Raw genomic sequence first — 14,534 nt, forward strand, 5'->3', positions numbered from 1 at the left:
CAAATAATGTAAAACAGGTTCTATGGGCACTTTTAATAAAGATTTTAGATGTTTTTAAGAGATGTTTTGCTTTTATTTTGCTAAGCTGTGCGGTTTTGTATCTATTTTGAGGTGGAATGCCAGTTTTTTTGCTGTTAAATTGTGCGTTAATGTGTTTGTTGTCATTTCTTTTTTAAATAATTGCGCATAAACTTGCATAAATACGATGCTTTTCATAGTATTGTGTAGCAATTGAAAAAACCGTGGACTGGAACCTCCTGTCGCGGGCAATTATTAACAACTAACTAAAAACCATGAATAAAAAATTTCTCTTATTCTGTTCAGGGGTGATGCTCTCCACTAGCTTGTGGGCGCAGACCAAAACTGTAACGGGTAAAGTGACGAATGCTTCTGATGGAGGTAACATGGCCAATGTCACCGTGAGTATCAAAGGTAAAGCTGTCAGTACACAAACGAAGCCCGATGGCAGTTTTACGATCAGTGCAGAGCCGGGTGATATTTTGATTTTTAGAGCAGTGGGTTCTCAAGAAAGGCAACAATTAGTTGGCACAAATGCGACGATCAATGTTGCACTTTCTGGTAGCGAGGAAGCTCTCGAAGAAGTTGTTGTGACGGCAATGGGAATCAAGAAGGAAAAAAAGGCGCTAGGGTATGCTGTCCAAGATATTAAATCGGATGAGTTGATGAAGAATAAAAATCCGAATGTGATCAATTCATTAAATGGCAAGATTGCTGGTGTAAATGTGACGAATTCGGGAGGAGCGCCAGGAGCATCTGCTTCCATCGTTATTCGTGGCGGTACATCCCTCGAACGGGATAATCAACCCTTATTTGTTATCGATGGTATGCCAATGGATAATTCCACTGGGCAAGGTGATAATTCCGCCTTTGATGGTAATACGAATATTTCCACCACGAATGGTAATCGTGCGTTGGATTTAAATCCGGAGGATATTGAATCTATATCGGTTTTGAAAGGGCCTGCAGCTGCGGCACTGTATGGCTTGCGGGCAGCAGCGGGTGCTATTGTCGTAACGACCAAAAAGGGGAAAGATGGGGCTACTTCGATAGGAATAAACTCACGCTTTGGTGTGAATTGGGTAAATCGCTTGCCGAAGTTACAAGATAAATTTAAGCAGGGTTCTAATTATAAAGGGAATAGGATTACTGATAATACGTATCTGTCTTGGGGAGATGCTTTTCAACCTGGAGAAACTGTTTATGATAATTTAGGGGACTTCTATCAAAATGCAACGAGTTTTGATAACTCATTCAATGTGTCAGGGGGTAATGCAAAGGGTAATTTTTATTTATCTGGCTCGAATTTAGACCAATCAGGTATTGTGCCCACCACCGATTTTAAACGTACTACTTTCCGATTTAACGGCGAACAAAAAGTTGGTGTTTTTACATTTGGCGCAAACGCATCCTACTCGCATAGTACCACGCAGAAAACCTTAACCGGGTCTGGTCTTTGGGGAGGTTCTGGGTTGGGATATATGGAATCTATTCTAGCTTTTCCGCGTAATGTGGACATGAAAAACTGGATAGATCCTAGTGGCAAACAGATTTTACTGTTACCGAACGTGGCGCTTGAAGATAATGTTGATAATCCGTATTGGACAATCCATAAAAACCCTCAAAATGACAAGACAAACCGTTTTCTAGGGAATGTATATACGAATGTAAAGATTACGGATTGGTTAGATGCGACTTACAAGTTAGGTGTTGATAATTACACCACGAATTTTAGATCCATTATAACGCCCGGCTCAGCCGTAAAGGAAGCTTGGCAAAAAGGAATGCTCTCCGAAAGTATTCGTCAATATAATTATATCAATTCCAATTTTATGTTGAATTTCCATAAACAAATTAAACAGGATTGGGATGTTAATTTCCTGCTGGGTACAACAGCAGAGGATACATATCTTCAAGCAAATTCCATGCGTGCCGAGAAATTCTCTATTCCGAATTTTGAAAGCATAAACAATGCGGATGCAAAGAATAAGTATTTCAATGAATCCATCACCAAAAAAAGATTGCTAGGTGTCTATGGGGATTTGCGTATCGGTTATAAAAACCTATTATTCCTAAGTGCTACAGGTCGTAATGATTGGTCTTCTACCTTGCCGATACAAAATCGTTCGTTCTTTTATCCTTCTTTTTCTGGGAGTTTAATCTTCACGGAACTCATGGAGAAAAGCGATATTTTGAATTATGGTAAGTTGCGAGCTTCATGGGCACAGGTCGGTAAAGATGCGCCTGCTTATCAAACAGCAACCTATTTGTTTGAGCCTCAATTGACCGTTGGGGGTGGGTTTAGAAATTATTGGACGAGGGGTAATGATCAATTGAAACCTGAGACAACGACCTCTTTTGAAGTTGGTACTGATCTGAAGTTATTCAAAAACAAGTTAGGTTTAGAATTTACGTATTATAAAAACAATTCTAAAGATCAAATCTTGCAACCTCGCGTTTCAAATGCAACAGGATATATATTAAGTTTTGTCAATACGGGCGAGATTGAAAATAAAGGTATAGAGGTGTCTATTAATACCTCTCCAATTAAAAAAGAAGATTTTAGATGGGATTTGGCTTTGAATTTCTCTCATAACAAAGGAGTGGTGAAGTCATTGCCAGCTTCTTTACCTATTTTGTATGTTACTGATGTTCAAGTGGGTAATGGAAAGGCTGCTTCTTTTGGTAATGGAAATTTTATGGGTATAAGTGGTTCAACCTGGCAGCGCGATGCTGACGGAAATTTGTTGTTGGATTGGAAAACAGGATATCCGTTGACATCAACCGATGCCACTAAGCCGATAGGGAACAGAGAGCCGAGTTTTATTGGGGGGCTAAATAATACCTTTGTCTATAAAAACTGGGAGCTATCATTCTTATTTGATTTTAGAAAAGGTGGAGATATCTTAAATGGCACAGAGTATCTTTTGGCCTATAATGGCTTAAGTAAAGTGACGGAAAACAGAGGTGATAAACTTTCCTTTACGGGGATGGCGCTTAATCCGGAGACGAAAGCATATGAGATGATTACGAAGGAAGTGGTTGCAACAGAAGACTATTACAGAGATATTTATTCGCTCAATACTCCAAATTTCGTTGAAACTGTAAATTGGTTGCGTCTCCGTTCCTTAAGTCTGACGTATAGCTTGCCTCCTGACTTTTTGAAGCGTTCTAAAATATTTAAAGCGGCATCAGTCACAGCGACCGGAACAAATCTCTGGTTGTGGACAAATTATTCTGGTATGGATCCAGAGGTGAGTGCTGCTGGAGCAGGCGTGATAGGTTCTGGTTCTGTAGGTGTGGATTATGCTGGTGTACCGGCGACTGCTGGAGTAACCTTTGGTTTAAATCTAAAGTTTTAAAAAATGAAAAAGTTTATTTATATAGTAGCTGCAGCCTCAGCACTCGCTTTGGGTTCGTGTAGCAAATGGCTTGATGTAAATGAAAACCCTAATTCGGCGAATACGACTGTTCCGACAGCTGTGCAACGTTTGCCCCCTATACTGGCTCAATTTGCTGATGGGTATGAAAGTGCCGGCACAAGAGTTTCTTTTATTACACAGCAACTGGCAGTGGTAAATGCGAATAGCAATAACTGGAATTTGACAAGATGGAATCTGACCAATGCCGCTGTGGGATGGCCGTGGCAAGCCTGGTATGTCAATACTGCTGTAAATATTCAGCCGCTGATCGATGCCGCTAATAAGGTGGGCGCAAATCATTATGTGGGTGTTGGTAAGATTATAAAGGCATGGGGTTTTGGATATATGGTCGACTGTTATGGAATTTTGCCTTATGATGAATTTGATAATAAAGATATTCTTACCCCTAAGTTTGATGACGGAGAATATATCTATGGGAAAGTGCTGCCGCTGCTTGATGAAGCAATTTTAGATCTTAGTAAAGCACAAGATCAGTATGCACCTTCTTTGAAAGAAGGCGATACCTATAACGGTGGTGATGTACAAAAGTGGATAAAATTGGCCTATGGTCTAAAGGCGCGTTTTTTAAACCATTATAGTAAGAAGGCAAATTATAATCCGGATGAAATTCTGTCTTTATTGGCTAAGGCTCCTTCTTCAAGTATTGATGGTACTACGTATCAGTATGTGGATGAAGGTAAAGATGTCAGTGATAATTCTAAAGCTGCTCTGCAATGGGCGAATACCGGTACTACTGCAAGAATAACGAAACTATATTACGACTATATCACCAATAATTATACGGGTGCTCCGACAGGAGCGAATAATATGGTAGACCCTCGCTTGGATCTATTAGTTCCTAGTATGGATAACGGTAAAGGAGCATTGGTGCGTTCAAAAGTGGTGGATATGCAATCTTCTTTACCCGCTACAGGTCCTGTAGCGGTGACTTTCAACGAAAAAAATAATCAGTTTTCCCATGCTGATTCTGTCTATATATCCTTGCGAAGCAATACGGCAGCTTCTACTGGGCGTGTTTTGTCAACCGGAACATGGTATACGCGGAAAGGTGGAAAAGGTTTATTGTTAACCGGTGCCGAAATGAAATTTATAGAAGCAGAGATACGTTTCAAAAAGGGACAGCTTGCTCAGGCTCTCCAGGCGTATAAAGATGGAATTAAAATTCATATGGAAATACTGGGAGTAGCCAGTGGAGATCTGACAAAGTTCTTGGCGAGTACATCTGTTGTTCAGGATGCTTCCAAGCTGACGTTAAGCCAAATTATGATTCAAAAGTATATAGCGCTTTCTTACTCGCAAGAGCAATGGGCAGACTTGCGTAGAATGGATTTTTGCACAGATGCGTCTGGTAATTATAACGAGGCAATCGGTATTTATAAAGGTTTCAATCGTCCTAGTCATGTTTTTGCAAATTCTTTTCCTAATCCAACTGATTGGCCAAGGAGATTTGCAATAGCTTCTTACGAAAACAGCTATAATCTTGACCAAGTGAAAAAGGCCGATCCTGATGCAGGTTCGCCAACATATATTACTAAACCCGTATTTTGGGATAAAAAATAAGTGTATAAACGAATGTTTTTTAAGGCTTGAAGGTATATCCTTCAGGCCTTTTTCAATAGCATGATTACTGACCTAAATTTTTAATTTGTTAGATTTGTATAATGAGATCTATTCTGTTAGTTGTTAATTGCCTCGTGGCGGCGATGTTGTTCGCCCAATCTCCCAAGATCATTCAAAAACCAATTACTTGGAATCAGGAACGAATACAGCTTTCCTTGGATTATTTGAAAAATAGACATGGTCTGACCCAGTCAGCCCCGATTATTCATCCTAAAATGATTGTTGTGCACTGGACTGCAAACAATAGTGTGAAAGCAACATTCAACACTTTCAATCCGGTGAAATTGCCGGGAAGACCTGAGCTGACCAAAGCAAGTGCTTTGAATGTATCTTCCCAATTTGTCATTGATCGTGATGGCACTATTTACCAATTTTTGCCCGATTCTATCTTTGCGCGACATACAATAGGGCTCAACTATTGTGCGATCGGTATCGAGAATATCGGTAGCCGTCAGTTTCCACTAACCAATGCACAACTGAAAGCTAATGAAGAACTGATTCGCTATCTCAGCAAAAAATACCCGATAGAATTTGTTTTGGGACACCATGAATATCAGCGTTTCAAAAAAACAAGTTGGTGGAAAGAGACAGATCCAAATTATATTACAGGTAAAGACGATCCGGGCGATAAATTCATGAATGAATTGCGGTCAGAGCTGAATGATTTAAAATTAAAGAGACTACCCTAGTCTCTTTTTTTGTTTTGAGAATTTTTAATGTTATTGCCACTTGTTGCGTTTTGTTACTTAATGGTGTCGCTCATACTATTCTCGGTTTTAAGAATGAATTCCATGAAATGGCTCCAATCTGCGGCTTCTACTTTTCCGAATTGTCTTTTTTTTTGCTTTGTTATTCGTTTTTATGAGTTATGTGCTTGACTTTATGCGAACAAAATGAAAATAATAGCTTATGTTTTGCATTTTTGTGCTATATTAGAGGTGAAAAGAAGAACAAACCAATATTTTTACCTAAAAATAGCAGCTGCTTATGAACAAATAATGTGCGTATTTTGCGTTTTGTTACCGTACTAGGTTACGGTGCAACCTATTTAAAACCGAATTGATCTAATGAATTAAAATTTAAAATTATGAAAAGGAGTTTGCTCATTTTTTTGGGTTTACTATGTTTTTGTGGTGCTGCCCTAGCACAAAAAAATATTGCCGGCAGAGTGACCAGTGCAAGTGGAGCCGGTTTGGCTGGAGTTACCGTGCGGGAGACTGGAAAAGGGGGGCAGGCAGCGACGAATAGTCAAGGTAATTACAAGATAACAGTTTCTGAAGGTGCGTCTTTGGTATTCCGATATGTGGGGTATCAATCGCAGGAAGTTGCGGTAAATGGCCGGTCAGTCATCAATGTTGTTCTCCAAGAGAATAATGCATCCCTAGATGAAGTTGTGGTAACAGCGATGGGTATTGAGCGGTCAAAAAAATCCTTGGGTTATTCTACACCGAAAGTTAGCGGAGAGGATGTTTCGGATACACAGCGGGAAGGTTTTTTTCAAGGCTTGCAAGGACGTGTACCGGGCTTGTCCATTAACAGTACGTCGGGTATGCCCGGCGCCTCGGCTCAAATCGTGCTTCGGGGTTTTGCCTCTATTTCAGGGGATAATAATGCATTGATTGTTGTCGATGGCGTGCCGATTAACAATTCGACAGTCAATGAAAATGATCTAGCAATGAATGGAGCCAATCGGGATCTGGATTATTCCAATCGGGCACTGGATATTAACCCTTCGGATATTGAAACTTATGTCGTGATGAAGGGGCCAGAGGCAACAGCATTATATGGGAGTTCGGGTGCTGGAGGTGCAATCATTATTACAACAAAGAAAGCTAAGAGTGGTAAATTTGGGGTTGATTATAGCTATTCGGGAAGAATGGAGTTTGTTAATAAATTTCCTGAACGGCAGTATACCTACATGCAAGGGTTGAATGGGAATTATGATGGTACATCCTCCTACGCATTAGGTCCAAAATACAAGGAGGAAATGCTGTTGCATAAAGATAATGTGAAAAATTTCTTTCGTCATGGATATAATCAAAAGCATAACTTAACCTTTAATGGTGGTAATGAAAATCTAAGCTATCGCTGGTCAAATGAATATAATGATAATACGGGTATCGTTCCCAATACACGTTACACGCGTTTCTCTTCGCGATTAAATTCTACTGCTAAATTTTCAAATAAATTTGAATTGAATACTTCTTTCAACTTTATCTTTTCGGACAATGATAAAGCAAGAAAAGGAACTACAGGTTATTTAATGACACTGATGCGCTTTAATCCGCTCTACGACGTCAGGAATTGGATCGATGAAAAAGGCAATCGTGTATTAAATACCAAGGATATTTATAATGAACTGGATAACCCTTTTTGGGATGTGTATCGGAACATTGCCAACGATAAAACCAACCGCACGCTGGCTTCTTCAAATTTTACCTATAAACCATTGTCCTGGCTCAGATTTGAAGGTGTTGTGGGGATAGATTATTCCAGCACAAAAGGTGAAAGCGTTTATCATCCGCAGTCCTATTCCGGCTCGGGTTCCTCCACTTCACCTACCGGTGGTAAGTATAGTACTTATCAGAATAATACGCGTATCCTGTACGGTAATGCGCGTTTTTCGGCCAATAAAACTTTTGGTGATTATTCAATCAGTGCGTTTTTAGGTGGTGAAATTCGCGATCAAAGCTCAATTACGGATTCGCAATACGGAACTAATTTTTTTGATCCGAACTTCTACAGTATCAATAATACCTATGCGTCGACGCGTCTGGCAAAAAATATCATCAACAACTACCGGTCTATCGGATTCTTTGGTCAGGCTGTATTAGGGTATAAAACTTTGCTGTATCTGACCTTATCTGGGCGTTTGGATGGGACATCACGTTTAATGCCGAATGATCCCTATTTCTCATATCCTTCGGGTTCTTTGGCCTTTAATTTTACAGATTTAAATCCAATTAAGGCAGTCTCGGATGTGATTTCAGATGGAAAAATTAGATTTTCAGCAGGTAAAACAGGTAAAGGGCCACTTCGGTCTTATTTTATCAAATCGAATTATGAGCCTCAGTACTCTACAGGCGGTGGATATGCTTATGGTTTCAATGGGGGAAATGATAAACTCGTTGCTGAAATGACGAATGAGCTTGAGGCTGGGATAGAATTTTCTTTGTTTAAAAAGTTTGTTTCTTTTGATTTTAGTTATTTCTCCAGACTGAGTGATGGTCAGATTATTTTGCCCCGACTGAGTTATGGCTCGGGCTTCGTTTTAAAAATGATGAACGGAGGTAAAGTCAAAAATGTGGGTACCGAGCTTCAGGCAATATTCAATCCGATTGTCAAGAATAATTTCAACTGGAACCTTGTGTTCAACTTTACCCAATATAAAGGCCGTGTGTTGTCGCTAGCTGAAGATTTGCCGGAACTGTATGATTCGGATACTTGGCTGCTCAGCGGGGTGCGCTCGGCTGTATTGCCTGGTTACAGTATGGGTGCTCTTTCCGGAACGCAGTTTATGCGTAATACGAAAGGCGACGTACTGATCGATCCGGCAACTGGTTTGCCGGTCGCTGGGACAGACCGCTATTACCCGATTGCCGACCGCCTGCCGAAGTTTACGCTGGGGATGGTCAACAAGTTCAATTATAAAGATTGGTACCTGACATTTTTGTGGGACTGGCGTAAAGGTGGCGATGTATTGAATGGACTGGATTATAATATGTATACGCTGGGTATGTCGACGAAAACGCTAAATAGAGAAGATCCGCGGGTGATAAGGGGTGTTTTGAAGGATGGATTGGAGAATTCGGAAAATCCTACAATCAACCATATTGCGGTAACACCATATACTTCCTCCGCTTATTATTTTACCAATATCGAGCCGGGTATGTTCGTGGAACGGAATATCTACACAATGAGACTGCGTGATATTACGTTAAGTTATCGGTTGCCAAAAAGACTGACACGGTTCTTAGGTGAAAGGTCTTCACTAAAGGCGTTTTTTACAGCTACTGACCTCGTTATGTTTACAAATTATACTGGATTGGATCCCGAAAGTAACTCGAATACAACCGGCATAGGTGGAATGGGAGGATATGGAATAGATTTTGGTAATATGGCCAGACCGAAGGGCTTCAACCTTGGCGTTAACCTACAATTATAAAATTATGAAAGCAAAAATAGTCACGGCTTTGTTGTTATTGACTTTGATAATGACAGGTTGTAAAAAATTTATGGATATCAATGATAATCCATCTTATCCACAAAATGTTAAGGCCGAGATTTTGTTGGCTCCCATTATATTTCATATGGCAAACGGTTATGCGCAGGATCAGACCATTATGAATAAGTTTAATCAGTCCATTATGGGAGCTTCTGCTGACGATGCTTCAAAAGTTTGGGAAAGGCATGGGTTTAGACTACAGAGTGATGTTGGTGGAGTGATGTGGCGAATGGTCTATTTTAACCATGGGCGGAACCTGGCTAATATGATCAGGGATGCCGTGGAAAATGAGAAATACGAGTATGCAGCAATAGGTTATGCCGTTAAGGCCTGGGGGTACCAAATGCTTACGGATTATCATGGTCCAGTGATTATGAAAGAAGCTTTGCGCGATCAGCTTAGCTTCCAATATGACGATCAAAAAGAAGTTTATGCGCAGGTGAGGGTATGGTGTGATTCTGCTTTGTATTATATGGATCAAAAAAGCCCACTCGATTATAGTGCTAATTTGAGTTCAGAAAAAGGAGACAATCTTTTTCGGGGCGATATGGGTAAATGGCGCAAGTTTGTTTATGGTATTCGCGCCCTTCAGTATATCCATTTGGTGAATAAGCCTGATTTTAAATCAAAATATGCAGATTCTGTTATTTATTACGTCAACCAGTCGTTGGCATCAAATGATGACGATGCGGCGGTTAAGTTTTTGGGCGATAAAGCCGAGACCTCAAGTGTGGTCGGGCCATTGTATGGAGTTTATACGAGTACGTACTATAGCCGTGCCGGTCAACCTATTGTAAGTTATTTATCTGGAGGGCTAAGGGGTATCGTAACGGCGCCTTCACGTGTCGCAAGTGACCCGCGCCTTTTAAGAATAATCAATAGGAATTTAGATAACGCCGCCGATACGGTCTTTTCTGGGGCTCTGCCAAATGTAACCAATTCGGCGACAATTATACCTTCGGTTCTGGGTAAGATCGTGGGAGGTGTGTATGAAGGAAAATTCATTTTTAGAGACAAAGTCGATTTTCCATTGATGACGTATGCACAACTGCAGTTGGTTAAGTCGGAGGCTCTTTTTATTAAGGGATCGCTGCCTGAGGCCTATGAAGCTTATCTGAATGCAATTCGCTCGCATATGACTTTTGTGAACAAGTATATCAATACCAATGCTGAAACTGCTATCAGTGAAGCGCAGATCAAATCATATTTGACGAGTAGTGAAATCCCGCAGACTTCGGCTGATCTGATGCTTTCCGATATTATGGGACAGAAATATATCGTACAATGGGGCTGGGGCGGATTGGAACAGTGGTGTGATCTGCGCAAGTATAATTACGACACGAATATTTTTAAGCAGTATCAGTCACTTAGCGGTTCGGGCTTGCAATATCAGGCTTACTGTTATAGGGTGCGTCCCCGTTATAACTCGGAGTATGCGTGGAATGCAAAAGAGTTGGATAAGTGGGGAGCCTTGGATCCATATTATGTCACCAAACCTACCTGGTTTGTAACAAAAGATAATTAATCCATTAAAGATTAAAGTATGAAAAGTTTGAAAATTATATTAGGTGCCTGCTTGTTTCTTTTTGGTTTTTATTCTTGTGATAAAGCCATACAGAATTTTGGCGATGTGGAATTTATGGGGGCAGACGATGCAATTGTTAAAATCAACATGGCTTCTGTTTATCCAGACGATCGTTATATGTATGTAAAGTTTGATGGCCAGCGCGTTACTCCGCTTATCCGGGGCAGAGAGCCTTTTCCAGGCGGCGGTTATAATACCCGTGGTGATTCTCGTCCGGACTTTCTGAAATGGAAATCGGGTTCTGTTAATGTGCAGGTTGGATTGCCTTATAAGACGGATAGTGGTTTGGATTCCATCATATTATACCAATCTACGGTGAAGTTTGAGGCGGGTAAGCGTTATACGCTGCATGTGACGGATACTGCAAAAAATACAAGAATGATTTTGAATGAAGAAGATTTAACGCGTCCAGATAGTACACAGGCGCGCTACCGTTTTACAAATCTAATGCCTAATGTGGAAGCTATAGATCTCTATTATGGTGCTGCCGTAACATCCTCTGAGCCAACACAGGACTCATTGGTCGCTAAAAATGTGAAGTATTTGGAGACTAGTCCGTATTTTGAGTTAAATCGTATCACAACCCGTACCTGGAAGATACGTCGGGCAGGATCGCCTATCACAAACGCTTCGGTATTAGCTTCTTATTCAAATGCCGGTGCGATTTTGGACCGAAGATCATATACTGTCTATGCGCTGGGGTACGAAGGTTTTACATCTACCATCATGAAACCTTATGTTTCATTTTTCTTAATTCGATAGTCATGAAAAATAAAAAATATAGAAATAAACTGTGTATAACTGCATCGTTTTACTTGCTCCTTTCGCTGGTGGCCTGTAAACAGCGGGATGATTATCCTGTATTTGAGCAAAAAGAGCCTGTGGTGACTACTCCGGAAGTGATACCGCCTGACAATGAGATCGGTACGCTCATAAAAAAGATTATGGACAAAACGGATATTATCTCAATTTTTAAGCTGGATTCTACGACAACCCTTGCAAATGGAATAAAGCGTACGCATGTTCGTTATGTGAATAAATTAAATCAGGCCATGAGTATGCAGATTTTAGAGGTGGATCTTTCGAAGTCTAATGTAAAGGTGGCAGCACTAAGTCCTTTCGATGATTATCTATTTACGGTGCAGACTATGGCAGATATGGCTAAATATAATGAAGGCCGTTCTGGAGGTAAAGTAATAGCAGCAATCAATGGAGATGTCGTAACCTCTTCGGCGCCGACAGGTTCGTTCATCTTTAGAAGTCGACTGTTGAAAACGACCACCACGACAGCGACATCAAATACAAGGCCCTTCTTGGGGGTGAAAAAGGACGGCTCTGTTTTTGTAGGCAATAAACCATCGGAATCATCGTCGATGGACGCATATAATTTAAATGATCTTGCGTCATTGGTGTCTGGGGGTACATGGCTGTTATATAAAGGTGCTACTGTGGCTTCGACGGCAACAACGGTACAGGCGAATACAGCCGTGGGAATCAGTGCTGATAAAAATTATTTGTATGCTGTTGTGGTGGATGGTGGTACGAATGCTTTTTCCGTTGGTATTACCTATAATGATTTAGGAAAGATTATGCAATCAATCGGAGCTTCTGATGCTTTTGTTACAAATGGTGGAGCTGCATCCGTAATGGTGCAACGCATAGAAAATGACGCGCAGACCGGCGGAGTAAGCTGGAAAGTGGTCAATAAACCGGTAGCAGCTGCAGGTGGTTCTAGTGCCAATGGTATTGGTTTTGTGGTAAAATAGTTTCTATCTAAATAGCATGCATAAGGGCTTTTGGAAGAGATATCCGAAAGCCCTTTTGCATGATATGGAATTTATGCAAGGCTCAGACGGTCGTAAATCTTGGGCGCTGAAATAGTCGATGTGTTCGTTGGCTTTTTGGGGTAAAAGATTATAGAGGCACGCAGGCGTTGCCGCCAATAGCGGCAGGGTGGTGAGGTAATAAAATAGTTGCAGTTTTTTGCTGAATGGCAATTTGGTGGTTTGATAGCCAATGTTTTAGTTGCTTTCTAATACTGATTTATGCGTGTTATGCGTGCTGTTTTAAAAATAATGTGTTTGTTACTTGTTCGTATTTTTATCCCGCGACGTCATAATGAATTTAATATTGAGATATTTCTTTAAATGGTTGTAATTCTACTGTTTAACTCATATTTTTAGTGGCTGTGCGGTGATTCATAATTGATGGCTTTATTCCATTTTTAACTTTGAGAAAAAGTGAACACTTACTTTCTTTTGCGTTTTTGTGACAAGTTTTGTTTTAAAAACGAAAACTTCTACTTACTTTTATCCTGATTTTCAATTATTCATGCATAAAACTGCATTTCTGCATGAGCTAAAAGTCTATTTATGATGAAAACTACCTTATTAAAACTTGCCTTTGTGATTTCGATTGCCGGTTTTGTCTCTTGCGGCAGTTCACTAAAGTCTGCTCAGGTCAATACGGCAAATGGGATACGCGTAGCGGGGGCTGCGGAGAATGTGATTCTGCCAGGAGCGGACCAGCTCGATTTATATCTGCCTCAATTAAAAGGTAAGAAGGTAGGTATTATGGGGAATCAAACCTCGATTGTTGGTTCCGATAAAAAGCATCTTGTTGATGTATTGATGGAGAACAAAGTTGACTTAAAGTTTGCTTTTGCTCCTGAGCACGGTTTCCGTGGTAATGTTGAACGTGGCGAGAAGTTTGGGAATGATGTGGATCAGAAAACAGGTTTGCCTTTGTTTACATTATATGGTGGCAATAAAAAGCAGGATTCCATTGTGAATTCCATTGATGTCATGATTTTCGATCTACAAGATGTGGGTGCGCGTTTTTATACCTATATCACTTCATTGCATCGTGTCATGGAACTTTGTGCAAAACATAATAAAAAACTGATCATTCTAGATCGCCCAAACCCAAATGGCGATCAAGTAGATGGTCCTGTAAGGCATGACGATAAATTTAAATCCGATGTGTCTTGGCATAAGATAGCTATGATTCACGGTCTGACTATTGGAGAGCTTGCACAGATGATCAATGGAGAACGTTGGTTGGAGAATGGGCGCCAGGCGGATATACAGATTGTGAAGGTGCAAAACTGGGATCACAAAACAATGTATGATTTGCCCGTAGTTCCCTCGCCAAGTTTACCCAATCCACTGTCTGTACGTTTATATCTTTCATTGTGCCTTTTCGAAGGGACTGACATTTCGGTAGGACGTGGTACAGATTGGCCTTTTCAGGTTTTAGGATATACAAATCCGGTATACGGTTCTTTTACGTTTACCCCCGGCGAACGCCATGGTATGTCGAAGCATGTGGAAGGAAAAGGGGCTACAAATTATGGTATAGACCTACGGGCTTTAGATCCAGCGAGTCAAAAATTCACCTTAAAATATCTATTGGATTTTTATCAAAAGACGCCGGATAAATCCACTTTTTTTGCACGGCCTGAATTTTTTGATAAACTGGCAGGCACTGATCAATTACGAAAGCAGATCCTTGCTGGTCAATCCGAGAAACAGATTCGTGCGTCGTGGTCCGATGACTTAAAAGCATATAAGCAAATGCGTCAAAAGTATCTGCTTTACACTGATTTTGAATAGCAATAACTAACAAATATTAACTAGAATCA

At 40.5% G+C, this 14,534-nt stretch carries 8 protein-coding genes; all 8 read left to right on the top strand.

What is annotated here, in order from left to right; translation table 11 throughout:
- The first annotated feature begins 293 nt into the window (after positions 1-293).
- Positions 294-3,380 (top strand): SusC/RagA family TonB-linked outer membrane protein, encoded by a 3,087-nt coding sequence (locus tag B3E00_RS08450; protein ID WP_293938060.1) that lies wholly within the window; start codon positions 294-296, stop codon positions 3,378-3,380.
- 3 nt (positions 3,381-3,383) lie between these two features.
- Positions 3,384-5,021 carry a SusD/RagB family nutrient-binding outer membrane lipoprotein gene (locus tag B3E00_RS08455; RefSeq protein WP_293884171.1) on the top strand — a complete coding sequence of 546 codons (1,638 nt, stop codon included), beginning with the start codon at positions 3,384-3,386 and terminating at the stop codon, positions 5,019-5,021.
- Between the two features lie 101 nt (positions 5,022-5,122).
- Complete coding sequence (locus B3E00_RS08460; protein WP_209578501.1) at positions 5,123-5,770, top strand: N-acetylmuramoyl-L-alanine amidase; 648 nt, start codon at positions 5,123-5,125, stop codon at positions 5,768-5,770.
- A 398-nt stretch (positions 5,771-6,168) separates the two neighbouring features.
- The gene (locus B3E00_RS08465) at positions 6,169-9,246 is read left to right on the top strand and encodes a SusC/RagA family TonB-linked outer membrane protein (RefSeq protein ID WP_209578502.1); all 3,078 of its coding nucleotides are present in this window, start codon (positions 6,169-6,171) and stop codon (positions 9,244-9,246) included.
- A gap of 4 nt (positions 9,247-9,250) precedes the next feature.
- On the top strand, positions 9,251-10,831 hold the full coding sequence (locus B3E00_RS08470) for a SusD/RagB family nutrient-binding outer membrane lipoprotein (protein ID WP_209578503.1): 1,581 nt from the start codon (positions 9,251-9,253) through the stop codon (positions 10,829-10,831).
- A gap of 18 nt (positions 10,832-10,849) precedes the next feature.
- Positions 10,850-11,653: a DUF4397 domain-containing protein gene (locus tag B3E00_RS08475; protein WP_209578504.1), complete on the top strand. Its 804-nt coding sequence runs from the start codon at positions 10,850-10,852 to the stop codon at positions 11,651-11,653.
- Between the two features lie 2 nt (positions 11,654-11,655).
- Entirely contained in the window at positions 11,656-12,657 is a 1,002-nt protein-coding gene (locus B3E00_RS08480; RefSeq protein ID WP_209578505.1) for a phosphodiester glycosidase family protein, read from the top strand.
- Between the two features lie 606 nt (positions 12,658-13,263).
- Positions 13,264-14,505, top strand: coding sequence for an exo-beta-N-acetylmuramidase NamZ family protein (locus B3E00_RS08485; RefSeq protein WP_293884165.1), 1,242 nt, complete (start codon positions 13,264-13,266; stop codon positions 14,503-14,505).
- The last annotated feature ends 29 nt before the right edge of the window (positions 14,506-14,534 follow it).

Origin of the sequence: Sphingobacterium sp. UBA5996 (genome assembly GCF_002429765.1) — a bacterium.
GTDB lineage: Bacteria > Bacteroidota > Bacteroidia > Sphingobacteriales > Sphingobacteriaceae > Sphingobacterium.

Excerpts from the sequence above, each read along its gene's own strand:
- B3E00_RS08470 (WP_209578503.1), top strand. The coding sequence starts at position 9,251 with ATGAAAGCAAAAATAGTCACGGCTTTGTTGTTATTGACTTTGATAATG.
- B3E00_RS08460 (WP_209578501.1), top strand. The coding sequence starts at position 5,123 with ATGAGATCTATTCTGTTAGTTGTTAATTGCCTCGTGGCGGCGATGTTG.
- B3E00_RS08475 (WP_209578504.1), top strand. The coding sequence starts at position 10,850 with ATGAAAAGTTTGAAAATTATATTAGGTGCCTGCTTGTTTCTTTTTGGT.
- B3E00_RS08465 (WP_209578502.1), top strand. The coding sequence starts at position 6,169 with ATGAAAAGGAGTTTGCTCATTTTTTTGGGTTTACTATGTTTTTGTGGT.
- B3E00_RS08455 (WP_293884171.1), top strand. The coding sequence starts at position 3,384 with ATGAAAAAGTTTATTTATATAGTAGCTGCAGCCTCAGCACTCGCTTTG.
- B3E00_RS08485 (WP_293884165.1), top strand. The coding sequence starts at position 13,264 with ATGATGAAAACTACCTTATTAAAACTTGCCTTTGTGATTTCGATTGCC.
- B3E00_RS08480 (WP_209578505.1), top strand. The coding sequence starts at position 11,656 with ATGAAAAATAAAAAATATAGAAATAAACTGTGTATAACTGCATCGTTT.
- B3E00_RS08450 (WP_293938060.1), top strand. The coding sequence starts at position 294 with ATGAATAAAAAATTTCTCTTATTCTGTTCAGGGGTGATGCTCTCCACT.